This window comes from Bacillus sp. 11C (genome assembly GCF_055486375.1).
Genome location: NZ_JBUPVZ010000001.1, coordinates 417,785 through 434,487, shown reverse-complemented (window position 1 = coordinate 434,487; position 16,703 = coordinate 417,785). Strand labels below are relative to the sequence as shown.

Genomic DNA, 16,703 nt, shown 5'->3' with positions numbered 1-16,703 from the left:
AGACGATTCCTTTTTTATAATGTACGCTCATTCAGCACTTGGCTCTGGCTGCTGTTCTTCTTTTTAAACCGTTGTTTCAGGCTTGCTTCAATGTCTTCCAAGCTTTTCCCTTTGGTTTCAGGAACCACGTAGAGGGCGAAGAAAAGCGATAGCAGACAGATCCCTGAAAAAATGGTAAAGACCCATGCGATGCCCATCGCGCTGAGCATCAGCGGAAAGACGAGCGACACGATCAGGTTGGTCGCTGATAGGACCAATGTTGTAAAGCCTGTTGCGGCTCCGCGTACTTTGGATGGGAAGAGCTCAGGCATCAGAACCCATACAACCGGCCCCCATGTTGCTTGGTAAAACACGATATAGACACCGAGAAAAACGACGGTCAGCCATGCTGTTGATGTAGAGAGCCCCAGTGTCAGAAGCACAGCTGCTAGTGCTGCCAGGCTCAGTGTAATGCCGACACTTCCCCAGATCAGGAGCTTTTTGCGGCCGACACGGTCAATTAAGATCATGGCGGTGATGCACATGATGACGTTGAGGACGCCGATCCCCATTGTGCCGAGTACTGATGCCGATGTGCCGAGACCGGCCTTCGTGAAAATGGTTGGCGCGTAGTAGATCACCGTGTTAATGCCGACAGCCTGCTGAAAAACGGCAAGGCCGACGCCAATGAGAAGCATAGGGCGAATCCATTTGGCTTTCAGCAAGCCGAGTGTTGTTTCTTTTTTCCCTGCTTCCGCTACTTTCATATCTGCAAGTTCCTGTTCAATATCTTCTTGGTCATGAGTGATTTTCATAATGTTTTTCGCTTCATCTTCACGCCCTCGTTTCACGAGCCATCTTGGTGATTCAGGCATAAATGCGATCCCGATTAATAAAAGCACCGCAGGCACCGCAGCCAGCCCCACCATCCAGCGCCACGCTTCAAATGGCGTGAACAGATAGTTGACGATATACGCTAATAAAATACCGGTAACCACCATTAAGTTGTTCATCGTGCCCAGTGTTCCGCGGATTTTTGTCGGCGCCATTTCCGAAAGATATACAGGCACCAGTGCCGTTGAACCGCCTACGGCCAACCCGAGAATGACCCGAGACGCAATCAGCATGCCGACTGTTTGCGAGAATGCGCAAGCGAGCGCACCAATAATGAAAATGATGGAGAGGACAAATACAACTTTTCTCCTGCCCCAGCGATCTGAGCATGTGCCGCTTAAGGCTGATCCGAAAATCGCGCCAAGAAGCAGCATACTGACGACCAATCCCTCTGTTAATGTTGTTAGAGGAATATCGTTGTTGATAAACAGTAACGCTCCAGAGATGACGCCCGTATCGTAACCGTAAAGCAGCCCCCCTAAAGCGCCGAAAAAGTAGATCATATATTTCCTTATGTCTTTTTTCACAAATGTTCCCCCTCAGTTGTTGAACCAATGAGCACCTCATATATGTTTAACAAAGTTAATAAAGGAGTACCCTTTCCCTATCTGATTTGAAACATTTGTTTTGAACATTAAAGCCAAAATGCGGGATATTGGCGATTTTTGCGCAAGTTATTGATAACGAGAGCGATGATCACGATGATGACAGATCCAATAAGTACGGGAAATACTAAATAGCTCCAAGCATACGCCCCTTGAATGACGACAATCGGATCTGCGCCGGCAGGAGGATGAGTGGTTTTAGTCAGCATCATCAAGCAAATGGCAAGTCCTGTGCCTAATGCAAAGGTCCATGGATGGGCCCCGAACACCTCAAAGACAACAATCCCTGTAAGTGCAGAAATGAAATGGCCGCCAATCACATTTCTCGGCTGTGATAATGGAGCATTCCAAGCGCTGAATACGAGCACACAGCTTGCTCCAAAAGGTGCCATTAACCATAAGCTTGAAGTATAAGCGGTCAATGAAGCAAGTGCCAATATGGTGATAAATCCTCCTATAAGCCCTGTAACAGCATCTTTGCTATTTACCTGTAAAGGTGTTTTCCCTTTTCCTTTCATTTTCAAAAAGAAGTTGTTTTCCAAATGAATCCCTCCAGTAGGTATAGAATAATAGTTATAAACTAACCTGTCAATTTAATTTTTAATGGTTAGTGTATGGTGGCAATAAAAAACCGTTCACTTGGGAACGGTTTTTTACTCATTGTTGATTTTTTTCTGATGGCGCGAGACCTTTTGTCTGTTGCCGCATATCTTCATGGAGCACCATTTTCGCCTTCCTGTTTTATCAAGAAAGAGCAAAATGCACTTTTCGTTTGCGCACCTTTTCAGCTGTTGGATTTCTTTTGTATGAATCAGCCATAACGCGTCGTAAGCGATAAGCGATAAAATGGATTGATCGAGTGTTCCATTCGGTATGCGGGCCAGTGTGTCATCTATGATTTGATAAGAAAAGGGAGCGGCGGCAATTTGATCTTGCAGGAAAGAGATGAAAGCTTGAGAGGGTTCACTGCCCTCGGCGATACGCTCAAAGTGTTTTCTCAGCTCAGCGCGAAATTGATGAATTCGTTGTAGCACGAGAGAATCATGTTCTTGGACTTGCTGTAATGTAAAAGAATGGAGAAAAGGAGCGGTTTCTCCCATTATTTCTAACCATGCCATCAGATCTTTTTCTGACTGGATGAGATCGTGCCGTTTATCATAGCTTATGATTTCAGTATTCACGAGATCGAGGGAAAGGTTTTGTGTGATAAGAGGGAATTGAGTATTTGCCAATGTAATCATTCCTTTCAACATCATTGTAAGCGCCAAAACCTTTTTCACGCAAGGATATGAATAAAAGGAGGTTTTACCGTGTTGAAAAAACAAAAGCTTGAGAAAGTGTGCAGCAGCCAATTGGCTTTTTTACCACATATCAGTATTCAGGAATTTCGCCAGCCTGAATCAGAATCATTCGTTTTTTACTTAACAGCTGAACGACCAGAGGAGAGATCAGTTGAAGAGGTCTTTAGTTTATTGATGGAGAGGGAAGAGTATGCGGAAGAAGGCTGGGAATGGAAAAGAGCAGCGGTAGAGAAAAACAGAGAGGCTGTAATCACCAAAATACTGGAACCGGTAATAGAGTATGGGGTCTTTTCAGAATTTGACAGAGCATCTGTTTTACAGCGAATTCTTGCCTATGAAAATAACGGGATTCAAATTGATGAACGGCTATTTACAAATGAAAGCAGACATGTCGTCATCTTTGATGAATGGAATTTGTTTCTGGTATTTGAATATGAAGGGACAACAGCTTATCTATTTACGTGGTTTACAACAGCATAATGAAATGATCATGTGATTTTCAAATGTGAAAAGTTAAAAAAGTTATTTTACAAATTGGGAAAAGAAAAAATGTGTAAGTATAGTCTACAAATGCTTCTCTTGTCCCTTGGGCGTCTATCCCTGATGCGAGCCTGTTTGGATTTCTCTCCGATAAAATCAAAAGCAAAAAGTGCTGATCATAGGGGCGGTGCTCTTCATATTTATCGGAAAACAGGCCGTTTCTGCACCTGCATTTCATGTGCCGAAGGGGAAATGTCATGAAAAAACCTTACACCTAATGGGGTAAGGTTTTCATTCTTATGCTGCAGGTGTAACGATTTGGTTTCTTTCTAAAATCGCTTGGGATTCTTCGTTTGCTGGACGGTATCCCTTTTCGATCAGTTCTTTTATGTAAAGCTTATTATAAATAAATGAGAAAACAATGCCGCTGACCCAGCCGCCAATTCCTAACGTAAATGAGCCAAGAACGACAGAAATAATAAACATGATCGCAGCCCATTTTAAATCACCGCGGAATAACGCAGGGAAAAACCCGAAGAAGAAAGTCGTCCAGCTAAATCCGACTTTTACTTCCTTTGTCAGTCCGCCTTCGTTTTTCAGCAAAACCTTCATCGTATTCAACCTCTTCTCTAAGATGATATCGTAAGCAGAATCAAAGAAAAATAAGACAAAAGAAAGATTGCAAAGTTCATTTTCTGCTCAACAATTCCTTTCATACTACTACTTTAGGGAAAAAGTAACTTCAAATTTTAAAAAATGAAAAAAGGATGAGATAAATCCAATTAAGTATAAAGATGGGAAATGCGATCAAGATTAATATACAAAACCCGCCTTCCTAAGTGAGAAGGCGGGTTTCCTTTTATTATGAGAACAGCTTATCAATAAACGAAATATCGTCTTGAGAAAGCGTTACGTCGGCTGTTTTGATGTTATCAATCAGCTGATCGGCACGTTTTGCTCCAGGGATTAAAATATCAATTTCCGGTCTTGCCAAATACCAAGCCAATACGATGTGAGGGATGTCCACGTTGTGTTTTTCGGCAATCGGCGCAAGCTTGTTGACCTTTCTGATATTTTCTTTAAAACGCTCGCCCTTGAAGTGTTCTTGTTCGTTTCGCAGGTCTCCTTCAGGGAACGTTGTATCTTCTGTATACTTTCCTGCCAATAATCCTGATACGAGCGGGAAGTAAGGGATAAATGAAATGTTATGCTCCTTTGTATACGGGAAAAATGTCTTTTCCGCTTCACGGTTTAACAGGTTGTATTCGCCTTGCAATACATCTACCAAGCCGTCTTTGTTTGCTTCCTTCAGCTGCTCTAAAGAGAAGTTGGATACACCGATGGAACGGATTTTTCCGGCTTGCTTCATCTCATTCAGCGCATTAACCGCTTCATCCTTCGGCGTATGTTCGTCCGGGAAGTGAATGTAGAACAGATCGATATAATCCGTGTTCAAACGCTTCAGGCTTTCATCAACTGATTTCTTAAGAAATTCTGGTGAGTTATCAAAAACAAAGTCATTTCCTTCTTTTCTGTGGGCCGCTTTCGTCGCGATGACGACATCTTCGCGATTGAACTCGCTCAGCACTTCACCAATTAGCTCTTCGGAACGGCCGATCCCGTAAATATAAGCGGTGTCTAACATGGTCACACCATTACGGATCGCCTCGCGTACCAATTCTTTCCCGGTTTCTTCATTCAGGTTCGGGTAGAGGTTATGTCCTCCGACAGCATTTGTTCCTAATCCGATAGGGAAGACCTGCAAGTCTGATTTTCCAAGCGTAGCTTTTTTCATGATCTGCCTCCTAGAATAATATGGGTGAAAGACTCTCAACACTATTGTAACCGTTAGGCCAGATGAATGCCGATTTGGTGCTCATTGCAGTACTGTGTGTACTCGTCATCTAATGGCTGAGATGTCACAATGCAATGCAGCCTGTCAAACGGCGCATACGTCAAAAGCGTTGATTTTCCGAATTTAGAATGGTCAGCCAATAAATACACTTCTCTTGCTTTTTCCGAAATCCTTTTTTTAATGTCGTACTCCAGCAGATCGGAATTGGTCAATCCGTGTGTCAGCGTCGTTCCGGTAGCGGACATAAAGGCTTTGTTGATGTTGTACTTATCAAGCATAGCCGGGTCGTCCATGCCGACAAAGGAGCGGGTTTTTCTCTTATAGTTGTTTCCGATAATGATTAAGTTGATATTCTTCAAAGCAGACGCCGCATTGATAATGTCCAAACTGTTGGTTAGAATGGTGACATTTTTGGCCGGATCAAGCGTATCGAGAATAGACTTAGTTGTCGTTCCTGAATCAATGAAGATCAAATCATGATCTTCAATAAAACGGGAAGCATAATGGGCAATTTTTGTTTTTTCATCTTGGTGCTGAATGGTGCGATTCTCAAAAGGAACTAATGCGGTTTTTTCAATAGATGTTACGCCGCCGTATACTTTTTCAATCGCACCTTTTTCTGTTAGCTTGTTGATATCTCGTCTGACTGTGTTTTTAGAGACATTGAACACCTGGCACAGCTCATCTAAGGAAACAGTGCCATGCGATAAAATGTACTCCTCCATTTCCTGAATCCGCATCAGTTTCATATTAAAAACTCCTTCTTGAATCTTTACGTAACATAAATATATAATGAAAACCAAGAGTTAATCAATAGTTGCTAAAAAAATGATAACACCGGTGTATATCTTTTGCAAGAATCGACGGGCTTCTTGTTTATCTCTTAATTAGTTAAAAGATTAATATAATAAAAATAATGAAAAAATGTAGTGTTTATGATTGACTTATGGGTATTGTGCGATTAGAATATAACCAAGAAATGACCAAGAAGTAACCTGATGTGCATGAAATGGTTGCTTATCTCAAATTGCATCGCCATTTATTTTTTTGGTTTTTTTGAAAGCGTTTAATTCTTGGCTTGCTGAAAAGTGGATATTGATATGAATCTATCTTGAACCATCCATACAAGTGTATGTGTTTACTAATGAAGGAGGCAATAAGAATGGCAGAAATCAGAAAATTAAAAAACTACATCAACGGTGAATGGGTTGAAAGCAAAACAGATCAATACGAAGACGTTGTTAATCCGGCGACGAAAGAAGTGCTGTGCCAAGTGCCGATCTCTACAAAAGAGGATATTGAGTACGCTGCGCAAAAAGCGGCTGAGGCATTTCAAACCTGGTCAAAAGTGGCGGTTCCGCGCCGTGCCAGAATTCTATTTAACTTCCAGCAGCTGCTTTCTCAGCATAAAGAAGAACTTGCTCATCTGATTACCATTGAAAATGGAAAAAACACAAAAGAAGCTCTTGGAGAAGTGGGACGCGGAATTGAAAACGTGGAATTCGCAGCTGGAGCACCTTCCCTGATGATGGGTGACTCACTTGCTTCCATCGCAACGGACGTTGAAGCGGCCAACTACCGCTACCCAATCGGAGTTGTCGGCGGAATCGCGCCATTCAACTTCCCGATGATGGTTCCTTGCTGGATGTTCCCGATGGCAATCGCACTCGGAAACACATTTATTTTAAAGCCATCTGAGCGGACTCCGCTGTTAACAGAGAAATTGGTTGAGCTTTTTGAAAAAGCGGGTCTTCCGAAAGGGGTATTCAACGTCGTATATGGTGCGCATGATGTTGTAAACGGCATCCTCGAGCATCCTGAAATTAAAGCGATTTCATTCGTAGGCTCTAAGCCGGTCGGCGAATACGTCTACAAAAAAGGTAGCGAAAACTTAAAACGCGTTCAATCTTTGACAGGAGCGAAGAACCATACGATTGTCCTGAACGATGCGAATCTCGAAGACACAATCACCAACATCATCGGAGCAGCCTTCGGTTCTGCCGGTGAACGCTGCATGGCTTGTGCGGTTGTGACGGTTGAAGAAGGAATCGCTGATGAGTTTATGGCGAAGCTGCAGGAAAAAGTGGCTGACATTAAAATCGGTAACGGCCTTGATGACGGCGTGTTCTTAGGACCGGTTATTCGCGAAGACAACAAGAAACGCACACTCAGCTATATTGAAAAAGGTTTGGAAGAAGGCGCGAGACTCGTATGTGACGGACGTGAAAATGGGTCTGACGAAGGCTACTTTGTCGGCCCGACGATCTTTGACAATGTCACGACAGAGATGACGATCTGGAAAGATGAAATTTTCGCACCGGTCTTATCTGTTATCCGCGTGAAAAACCTGAAAGAAGCGATTGAAATTGCCAATAAGTCTGAGTTTGCGAACGGTGCCTGCCTGTTCACATCCAACTCAAATGCAATCCGCTACTTCCGTGAAAACATCGATGCGGGAATGCTCGGCATCAACCTGGGTGTGCCGGCTCCAATGGCGTTCTTCCCATTCTCAGGCTGGAAGTCTTCATTCTTTGGAACGCTGCATGCGAACGGAAAAGACAGCGTCGACTTCTATACGCGTAAAAAAGTGGTTACAGCAAGATATCCGGCACCTGATTTTAACTAAACGACGAACAGCCGAACGGCGTCCATGTGCGCTGTTCGGACTCATTCTTACAATAGAAAGAGGAGGGCTTCACTATGAGTTATTTGTTGCGTAAGCCGAAGTCGAATGAAGGATCGAATGGGGTCAAACTGGTGCACGAAGTAACGAAATCCAACTCTGATCTCACCTATGTAGAGTTTAAAGTGTTAGATCTCGCTTCCGGTTCCAGCTATGCAGAAGAGTTGAAAAAACAAGAAATCTGTATTGTGGCAGTAACGGGAAAAATCACAGTGACCGATCATGAGTCGACTTTTGAGAATATCGGCACACGTGAAAGCGTATTCGAACGAAAACCGACAGACAGCGTCTATATTTCAAATGACCGTGCATTTGAGATTACAGCGGTCAGCGACGCAAGAGTGGCGCTTTGCTATTCTCCATCAGAAAAACAGCTTCCGACAAAGCTAATCAAAGCGGAAGACACCGGAATTGAGCATCGCGGGAAGTTTTCAAACAAACGCACAGTGCATAACATTCTTCCGGATTCAGACCCTTCAGCTAACAGCCTATTAGTGGTTGAAGTCTATACTGACAGCGGCAACTGGTCCAGCTACCCGCCTCATAAACATGACCAAGACAACTTGCCGGAAGAATCTTTCTTAGAAGAAACGTACTACCATGAGTTAGACCCGGGACAGGGCTTTGTGTTTCAGCGCGTATATACAGATGACCGCTCCATTGACGAGACGATGACCGTCGAAAATGAAAACGTTGTCATCGTTCCTGCTGGATACCACCCGGTAGGCGTTCCGGACGGATATACATCCTACTATTTAAATGTCATGGCAGGGCCGACGCGGAAATGGAAGTTTCATAACGACCCGGCGCATGAGTGGATTTTAGAACGCTAACAAGTGAGGAGTGGCTGTTTACGATGAAGTATACATTCAATGAAGAGAAGGCTTTTGATATTGTTGCCATTGGCCGGGCTTGTATTGATTTGAACGCAGTGGAATACAACCGTCCAATGGAAGAAACGATGACGTTTTCGAAATACGTCGGCGGTTCACCTGCGAATATCGCGATCGGCAGTGCGAAGCTAGGCTTAAAAGCGGGCTTCATCGGCAAAATTCCAGATGACCAGCATGGCAGATTCATAGAGTCCTATATGAGAAATACCGGCGTTGATACAACGCAGATGATTGTAGATCAAGATGGACACAAAGCGGGCCTTGCATTTACAGAAATCCTCAGCCCTGAGGAGTGCAGCATCTTAATGTATCGCGATGATGTGGCAGACCTCTATCTGGAGCCTTCAGAGGTAAGCGAGGCGTATATCGCAAAGGCGAAAATGCTGCTTGTTTCTGGGACAGCGCTCGCCAAAAGCCCCTCACGGGAAGCGGTGTTGAAAGCCGTTCAATATGCGAAAAAGCATCAGGTCAAAGTGGTGTTCGAACTGGATTACCGCCCATATACGTGGCAGTCAGCGGATGAAACAGCCGTTTACTATTCTTTGGTCGCCGAGCAGTCTGATATCGTCATTGGCACACGTGATGAATTTGACGCGATGGAAAATCGCACAGGCGGAAGCAATGAGGAATCCGTCAAACATTTATTTGAGCATTCAGCCGACCTCGTTGTCATTAAACACGGCGTCGAAGGTTCTTACGCATACAGCAAATCCGGCGAGGTATTCCGAGCGCAAGCGTACAAGACAAAAGTGCTGAAAACTTTTGGAGCTGGTGATTCTTATGCGTCAGCCTTCATCTATGGCCTTGTCAGCGGAAAAGATATCGAAACGGCATTGAAATACGGCAGCGCTTCAGCCTCCATTGTGGTGAGCAAGCACAGTTCGTCAGAAGCGATGCCGACTGCGGAAGAAATCGTACAGCTTATTGAAGCACAGTCATAATTGAAAAAGATCGAGTAAAGGTGGGATCGTTTGTGGGTAATAAAATTCGCTTAACAACAGCACAAGCGCTGATTAAATTCTTAAACCAGCAGTACATCCATGTAGATGGAAAGGAAGAGCCTTTCGTTGAAGGGATTTTCACGATTTTCGGTCATGGTAACGTATTAGGGATTGGCCAGGCGCTTGAGCAGGATGCAGGCCATTTGAAAGTCTATCAAGGGAAAAATGAACAAGGAATGGCGCATGCCGCAATGGCGTACAGCAAACAAATGCTGAGAAGAAAAATATATGCGGTCTCTACATCCGTCGGACCCGGAGCGGCCAACTTAGTAGCAGCGGCCGGCACTGCATTGGCAAACAATATCCCGGTTCTCTTCATTCCGGCAGATACATTTGCGACAAGACAGCCAGACCCTGTACTGCAGCAAATGGAGCAAGAATACAGTGCGGCGATTACGACAAACGATGCATTGAAACCTGTATCGAGATACTGGGACCGCATTACGCGCCCCGAGCAGCTCATGAGCAGTTTGCTGCGCGCGTTTGAAGTCATGACTGATCCGGCAAAAGCAGGACCGGCAACGATTTGTATTTCTCAGGATGTGGAAGGAGAAGCATACGACTTTGATGAAAGTTTCTTCGTCAAACGGATTCACTATATTGATCGCATGCAGCCGAGCGAGCGCGAGCTTCAAGGTGCGGCGGAGCTGATGAAAGCCAGCAAACATCCTGTGATCCTCGTCGGCGGAGGCGCGAAATATTCCGGTGCGCGCGATGAATTGGTTGCCATTTCTGAAGCGTATCACATTCCGTTAGTTGAAACGCAGGCAGGAAAGTCGACAGTTGAAGCTGATTTTGCGAACAACCTCGGCGGAATGGGCATCACAGGTACACTTGCGGCAAATAAAGCGGCCCGCCAAGCTGATTTGATTATCGGCATCGGCACAAGATATACGGATTTTGCGACATCCTCTAAGACCGCTTTTGATTTTGATAAAGCGAAGTTCCTGAACATTAATGTCAGCCGAATGCAGGCGTATAAACTCGACGCGTTCCAAGTGGTGGCGGATGCGAAAATAACGCTTGGCAAACTGAACGGCTTGCTTGAAGGCTATAAGAGTGAATTCGGCTCAACGATTAAGGAACTGAAGGACGAATGGCTCGCTGAACGCGAACGCCTCAGCAAAGTGACATTTAAACGGGAAGCGTTTGATCCGGAAATCAAACATCATTTCTCTCAAGAGATTCTAAATGAATATGCTGACGTGTTGAATACGGAACTTCCGCAAACAACGGCATTGCTAACAATCAACGAAACGATTGCTGAAGACAGCGTAATCATTTGTTCAGCGGGCTCTCTTCCAGGAGATTTACAGCGTCTGTGGCATTCAAATGTTCCGAATACGTATCACCTGGAATACGGATACTCCTGCATGGGCTATGAAGTGTCCGGGACACTTGGGCTTAAACTGGCCCATCCTGACAGAGAAGTATATTCCATTGTCGGAGATGGCAGCTTCCTGATGCTTCACTCTGAGCTGATTACAGCGATTCAGTACAACAAGAAAATTAATGTGCTGCTCTTTGATAACTCTGGTTTTGGATGTATCAACAACTTGCAAATGGACCACGGCAGCGGCAGCTACTATTGCGAGTTCCGCACAGATGACAACCAGATTTTAAATGTCGATTATGCGAAAGTTGCTGAGGGTTACGGCGCGAAAACCTATCGTGCGAACACAGTAGAAGAGTTAAAAGCGGCGTTAGAGGATGCGAAGAAACAGGACGTATCAACGTTAATAGAAATGAAGGTTCTGCCAAAAACAATGACGGACGGCTATGACAGCTGGTGGCATGTCGGCGTAGCAGAGGTGTCTGAACAAAAAAGTGTTCAGAAAGCATACGAAGCAAAAGAGAAAATGCTGGAATCTGCTAAGCAGTATTAGAGGGGAGGCATCATAGATGGGCAAAAATGAAATCCTGTGGGGCATCGCTCCCATTGGGTGGCGGAATGATGATATGCCTGAAATCGGAGCGGGAAATACTCTTCAGCATTTGTTAAGTGATATTGTCGTCGCGCGTTTTCAAGGCACGGAAGTCGGGGGATTTTTCCCCGAACCTGCCATTCTGAATAAAGAGCTGAAGCTTCGGAATTTGCGGATCGCAGGAAAATGGTTCAGCAGCTTCATCCTCCGAGACGGACTCGGAGAAACAGCAAAGGCGTTTAAAGCGTATTGTGAGTACTTACAGCAAGTAAAAGCGGATGTCGCTGTTGTCTCTGAACAAACCTACAGTGTGCAAAGCCTGGAAAAAAACGTGTTCACAGATAAACCGTACTTTAATGATGAAGAATGGGAACGGCTTTGTGAAGGGCTCGATCACCTTGGCAAAATTGCCGATCAGCATGGCTTAAAGCTCGTCTATCATCATCATCTCGGCACCGGCGTTCAAACGGCGGAAGAAGTGGACCGTCTGATGGCGGGTACAGACCCTGCGCATGTACACCTCCTCTATGATACAGGCCATGCTTATATTTCTGACGGAGACTACATGGGAATGCTTGAGAAGCATTTCGCCCGCATTAAGCATGTGCATTTTAAAGATGCCAGACTGAATGTCATGGAACAGTGCAGGCTTGAAGGGAAGTCGTTTCGGCAATCGTTTTTAAAAGGCATGTTTACGGTTCCCGGCGATGGATGCATTGATTTTAGAGAAGTATATCAGCTGCTGTTAAAGAACAATTATTCCGGATGGATTGTCGTTGAAGCTGAACAGGACCCTGATGTGGCAAACCCGCTTGAGTATGCATTGATCGCCAGAAACTATATTGATAAGCAGTTGTTGAATCTGGCTTAATGGGGACTGAATATATGGAAAACACCAAAGCCGATTCGGCCTTCAATAAACGGACAATCGCAGCAGCGTTAGCCAACTATATTGATGCCGGTTCCATTGTAGCTGGATCTGCCGGTTTATCGTTATGGGTCAGTTACCTAAAGCTATCTGATACGCAGATCGGGCTGCTCGGCGCGCTAAGCGCAAATGCAATTTCAGCCGCTGTCGGCGCTTTGTTAGGCGGGTTTCTGGCAGATAAAATCGGGCGAAAGGCTGTTTATACCAATAGCATGCTTGTTTATGCGCTAGGGATTTGTTTGGTTCTGTTCGGGTCTAATTTCCCCATGTTGTTAAGCGGTTACATGATTATTGGTTTATCAGTAGGAGCAGATATTACCGCATCATGGACGATTATTGCAGAAAATGCGCCAAAGAGAAATCGGGCCCGGCATTGCGGCGTAGCGCAAGTTGCTTGGGCCGCGGGGGCTGTGGTTGTACTGCTTCTCTCCGTACTGGTCGGTGATTTAGGCCTCCTGGGGAATAAAATCGTTTTTGCCCATCTGCTTGTCATTGCGCTGATTACGTACGTGCTGAGAATCAGGCTTCCGGAGTCAGATGCCTGGCAGCCAAAAACACAGCCGGGACATTCGCAGGCAGGGAAGCCTGCCGTACTGAACAAAACATCGTATTTTGATTTGCTTAAACCTATGTATCTAAAAAATATACTGTTTTTAATGGGTGTGTTCCTGGTTTGGAATTTAGCAGCCGGTGTAATGGGCTTCTTTATGCCATACATTTATCAGCAGGTCGGCGGTGTATCGGCCACAACGGCAAACCTTTTGCAAATGGGTTTGTTTATCTTCACAGGATTGGGGGTCGCTTTGATCTTCATGCCCTATGCCGACAAATATAGAAAAACCGTGTTTGGAATCGCTGCCTTTATGGCAGTGATCGGATGGACGCTGTTTCTGCTGCCGGTTGAAGGCCTGCCGGTTCTGCTCCTGTTTATTGTTGTCATCGGCATCAATAACGGAGCCGGGCAGCAAGCAAACTATCAGTTATGGGCCAGTGAAATCTTTCCTACGCAGTATCGTGCTTCTGCACAAGGACTGATGTTTTTCCTTGTCCGTATTTCAATAGGGATTTGGAGTCTGTTTGTCCCAATGGTTATGACCAATTTCGGCATTGGAACAATGGCTGCAATTCTTCTCGGATGTGTGACGGCCAGTATGATCATCGGGCTTCTCTTCGCGCCGAATACATCTGGCAAGTCGCTTGAACAAATTCAGGAGGAACTCTACGGATCTCCTCGGACCCAAGTAAAGCAAGGAACAGAAAGCAAAATCATGTAACTAACAGAAGGAGTGGCTGTCAATGAGTTTACGTATTGGTGTAATTGGAACTGGAGCAATCGGAAAAGAACATATTAACCGCATCACGAACAAGCTGTCCGGTGCAGAAATCGTGGCTGTAACGGATGTGAATCAAGAAGCTGCGCAAAAGGTCGTTGAGCAATACCAATTAAACGCGGCGGTTTATCCGAATGATGACAGTCTTCTTGCCGACGAAAATGTAGACGCTGTCTTAGTGACAAGCTGGGGGCCTGCTCATGAATCGAGCGTACTGAAAGCGATTAAAGCCCAAAAATATGTGTTCTGTGAAAAACCGCTCGCGACAACGGCTGAAGGATGCATGCGCATCGTCGAAGAGGAAATCAAAGTGGGCAAACGCCTTGTTCAAGTCGGCTTTATGCGCCGTTATGACAGCGGTTACGTACAGCTGAAGGAAGCGCTCGATAACCATGTCATTGGTGAGCCGCTTATGATTCACTGCGCGCACCGCAACCCAAGTGTTGCCGAAAACTACACAACGGATATGGCCGTTGTTGATACGCTTGTTCATGAAATTGATGTGCTGCACTGGCTTGTCAATGATGACTACGAGTCCGTTCAAGTCTTCTATCCGAAAAAATCGAAAAACGCGCTTCCGCATTTAAAAGATCCGCAAATTGTAGTCATTGAAACAAAAGGCGGCATCGTCATCAATGCTGAAATCTATGTGAACTGTAAATACGGCTATGACATTCAATGTGAAATCGTCGGAGAAGACGGTATCATCAAGCTTCCTGAACCATCAAGCATCAGCATGAGAAAAGAAGGCAAATTCAGCACAGATATTCTGATGGATTGGCAGAGACGCTTTGTGGCCGCGTACGATGTAGAAATCCAAGACTTCATTGATTCGATTCAAAAGAAAGGCGAGGTCAGCGGACCGACGGCGTGGGACGGCTATATTGCTGCTGTTACGACTGACGCATGTGTAAAAGCCCAGGAATCCGGACAAAAAGAAAAAGTTGATTTGAAGGAAAAACCTGAATTCTATCAATCTTATACAACAGTTGAAAACTAAAAAATAGAGGAGTGAAAATATGAAATTAGCATTGGATCCATCGATGTATCGTGATGATTTAACGTTGGAGGAAATGGTTTATAAAACAGCGGAGCTTGGCTATGAATATATTGAGCTATCGCCGCGCGAGGATTTTTGTCCATTCTATAAATATCCGAAAGTCGATTCAGCAAAGATTAAACAATTAAAGCGGCTTTTAAAGGATACAGGTGTTAAGCTTTCATCGCTCCTCCCTCTTTACCACTGGGCGGGTCCTGATGAAGACCGCCGCCAGGCTGCGGTGCGCAATTGGAAAAGGGCGATCGAAATTGCGGTTGAACTTGAAGTGGATTTGATGAACAGTGAATTCAGCGGTTCAAAATATGATCCTTTAACAAGTGAAGAAAAATTTATCAAATCCATGGATGAGCTTCTGCCAGTCTTTGAAAAAGAAGGCGTTAAACTGAATCTTCAAGCCCATCCATACGATTTTATCGAAACGCACAAAGGTGCGATGGATATGATCCGCGCGCTTGACAAGGATTGGATCAATCTTGTCTATTCAACTGCGCATACCTTCTTCTATGATGACGGCAAAGGCGACATCGAGACAATGTTTGACGAAGCCGGCGACCGCCTCACACATGTTTTATTTGCGGATACCTATAATCATAAAGCGGCTCATGGCCTGCGCTATATCGTCAATCCGCCTGACGCGAAAGTAACCGTTCACCAGCATTTGGACATTGGCCAAGGTGAGGTTGATTTTGAAACGATTTTCAGAAAGCTGAGAGAGATGAAGTTCGACGGAATTGCGACGAATGCCGTTTTTGCTTGGGTAGACGAAAGAGCGGATGAATCAAGCCGATTTATGCTTCGGAAAATGAAAGAAGAATTAGGTCTGGCATAAGCTGAGCATGGAGTTCGGCGGGATATGGCGAATAGCCATCCTGCCGAACTCCCTTCATATCTAATACGCAGATGGGGGAGTCTGACATGAAACTTTGCTTTAATGAAGCAACAACATTGGAAAACTCAAATCTTAAAAAGGATTTAGAACTATGCGAAAAGCACGGCTATGATTATATTGAAATCCGCACAATGGATAAGCTGCCGGAGTACTTAAAAGACCATTCTTTGGATGATCTTGCGGAATATTTTCAAACCCATCACATCAAGCCGCTTGCCTTAAATGCACTCGTGTTCTTCAACAACCGTGATGAAAAGGGCCACAATGAGATCATCGCTGAATTTAAAGGCATGATGGAAACGTGCAAAACCCTCGGTGTGAAATATGTCGTGGCCGTCCCGCTTGTGACTGAGCAGAAGATTGTAAAAGAAGAGATCAAAAAGAGCAGTGTAGAGGTGCTGACTGAGCTTTCAGATATCGCGGAGCCGTACGGCGTAAAAATCGCGCTTGAATTTGTAGGCCACCCGCAATGTACGGTCAATACGTTTGAACAGGCGTACGACATCGTAAACACAGTCGACCGTGACAATGTCGGGCTTGTCCTTGACAGTTTCCACTTCCATGCGATGGGTTCAAATATTGAAAGCTTAAAGCAGGCGGACGGAAAGAAAATTTTCATCTACCACATCGACGATACCGAAGATTTCCCAATCGGCTTTTTAACGGATGAGGATCGTGTGTGGCCTGGCCAAGGGGCGATTGACTTAAATGCCCATTTATCAGCCCTCAAAGAAATCGGTTTCTCTGATGTTGTATCGGTTGAGCTTTTCCGGCCTGAATACTATAAGCTGAGTGCCGAGGAAGCCATTCAAACAGCGAAAAAAACAACGGTTGATGTTGTTTCAAAATACTTCAACATGTAATGGATAAAGGAGGGGT

16 protein-coding genes are annotated in these 16,703 nt (G+C 44.9%); 10 read left to right on the top strand and 6 right to left on the bottom strand.

Annotation, left to right across the window (positions count from 1 at the left end; translation table 11 throughout):
- Positions 1-14: 14 nt before the first annotated feature.
- From ACY3LV_RS02190 to ACY3LV_RS02180, 3 genes are all read right to left on the bottom strand, one after another.
- Positions 15-1,400: a sugar porter family MFS transporter gene (locus tag ACY3LV_RS02190; protein WP_464863317.1), complete on the bottom strand. Its 1,386-nt coding sequence runs from the start codon at positions 1,398-1,400 to the stop codon at positions 15-17.
- A 107-nt stretch (positions 1,401-1,507) separates the two neighbouring features.
- Positions 1,508-1,996 (bottom strand): HPP family protein, encoded by a 489-nt coding sequence (locus ACY3LV_RS02185; RefSeq protein WP_242519884.1) that lies wholly within the window; start codon positions 1,994-1,996, stop codon positions 1,508-1,510.
- A 135-nt stretch (positions 1,997-2,131) separates the two neighbouring features.
- Positions 2,132-2,719 (bottom strand): CGNR zinc finger domain-containing protein, encoded by a 588-nt coding sequence (locus tag ACY3LV_RS02180; RefSeq protein WP_464863316.1) that lies wholly within the window; start codon positions 2,717-2,719, stop codon positions 2,132-2,134.
- A 69-nt stretch (positions 2,720-2,788) separates the two neighbouring features.
- Between ACY3LV_RS02180 and ACY3LV_RS02175 the strand changes: the two genes are divergently transcribed.
- A complete protein-coding gene (locus tag ACY3LV_RS02175) occupies positions 2,789-3,259 on the top strand; it encodes a hypothetical protein (RefSeq protein ID WP_464863315.1) in 471 nt (156 codons plus the stop codon).
- A gap of 297 nt (positions 3,260-3,556) precedes the next feature.
- On the opposite strand, the gene ACY3LV_RS02170 is transcribed toward ACY3LV_RS02175, so the two are convergent.
- The 3 genes from ACY3LV_RS02170 to iolR form a co-directional block, all read right to left on the bottom strand.
- A complete protein-coding gene (locus tag ACY3LV_RS02170; protein ID WP_121641573.1) occupies positions 3,557-3,871 on the bottom strand; it encodes a DUF2628 domain-containing protein in 315 nt (104 codons plus the stop codon).
- Between the two features lie 250 nt (positions 3,872-4,121).
- Positions 4,122-5,054 carry an aldo/keto reductase gene (locus ACY3LV_RS02165; protein WP_087991953.1) on the bottom strand — a complete coding sequence of 311 codons (933 nt, stop codon included), beginning with the start codon at positions 5,052-5,054 and terminating at the stop codon, positions 4,122-4,124.
- Positions 5,055-5,107: 53 nt separating this feature from the next.
- Positions 5,108-5,863 carry a myo-inositol utilization transcriptional regulator IolR gene (iolR, locus tag ACY3LV_RS02160; RefSeq protein ID WP_333562158.1) on the bottom strand — a complete coding sequence of 252 codons (756 nt, stop codon included), beginning with the start codon at positions 5,861-5,863 and terminating at the stop codon, positions 5,108-5,110.
- Positions 5,864-6,276: 413 nt separating this feature from the next.
- Between iolR and iolA the strand changes: the two genes are divergently transcribed.
- The 9 genes from iolA to iolI all read left to right on the top strand — a co-directional run bounded on the left by iolA (position 6,277) and on the right by iolI (position 16,687).
- Positions 6,277-7,740: a methylmalonate-semialdehyde dehydrogenase gene (gene iolA, locus ACY3LV_RS02155; protein WP_464863314.1), complete on the top strand. Its 1,464-nt coding sequence runs from the start codon at positions 6,277-6,279 to the stop codon at positions 7,738-7,740.
- Positions 7,741-7,814: 74 nt separating this feature from the next.
- A complete protein-coding gene (gene iolB / locus ACY3LV_RS02150; RefSeq protein ID WP_464863313.1) occupies positions 7,815-8,630 on the top strand; it encodes a 5-deoxy-glucuronate isomerase in 816 nt (271 codons plus the stop codon).
- Positions 8,631-8,653: 23 nt separating this feature from the next.
- Positions 8,654-9,631: a 5-dehydro-2-deoxygluconokinase gene (iolC, locus tag ACY3LV_RS02145; RefSeq protein ID WP_333562155.1), complete on the top strand. Its 978-nt coding sequence runs from the start codon at positions 8,654-8,656 to the stop codon at positions 9,629-9,631.
- 32 nt (positions 9,632-9,663) lie between these two features.
- Positions 9,664-11,577, top strand: coding sequence for a 3D-(3,5/4)-trihydroxycyclohexane-1,2-dione acylhydrolase (decyclizing) (gene iolD / locus ACY3LV_RS02140; protein ID WP_333562154.1), 1,914 nt, complete (start codon positions 9,664-9,666; stop codon positions 11,575-11,577).
- 16 nt (positions 11,578-11,593) lie between these two features.
- On the top strand, positions 11,594-12,487 hold the full coding sequence (gene iolE / locus ACY3LV_RS02135) for a myo-inosose-2 dehydratase (RefSeq protein WP_148963256.1): 894 nt from the start codon (positions 11,594-11,596) through the stop codon (positions 12,485-12,487).
- A 14-nt stretch (positions 12,488-12,501) separates the two neighbouring features.
- Positions 12,502-13,818, top strand: coding sequence for a myo-inositol transporter IolF (gene iolF, locus ACY3LV_RS02130; RefSeq protein WP_464863312.1), 1,317 nt, complete (start codon positions 12,502-12,504; stop codon positions 13,816-13,818).
- A 22-nt stretch (positions 13,819-13,840) separates the two neighbouring features.
- A complete protein-coding gene (gene iolG / locus ACY3LV_RS02125) occupies positions 13,841-14,875 on the top strand; it encodes a bifunctional inositol 2-dehydrogenase/D-chiro-inositol 1-dehydrogenase (protein ID WP_333518945.1) in 1,035 nt (344 codons plus the stop codon).
- 19 nt (positions 14,876-14,894) lie between these two features.
- Positions 14,895-15,764 (top strand): sugar phosphate isomerase/epimerase family protein, encoded by an 870-nt coding sequence (locus ACY3LV_RS02120; protein WP_148963259.1) that lies wholly within the window; start codon positions 14,895-14,897, stop codon positions 15,762-15,764.
- Between the two features lie 86 nt (positions 15,765-15,850).
- The gene (gene iolI, locus ACY3LV_RS02115; RefSeq protein WP_333562151.1) at positions 15,851-16,687 is read left to right on the top strand and encodes a 2-keto-myo-inositol isomerase; all 837 of its coding nucleotides are present in this window, start codon (positions 15,851-15,853) and stop codon (positions 16,685-16,687) included.
- Positions 16,688-16,703 lie beyond the last annotated feature (16 nt).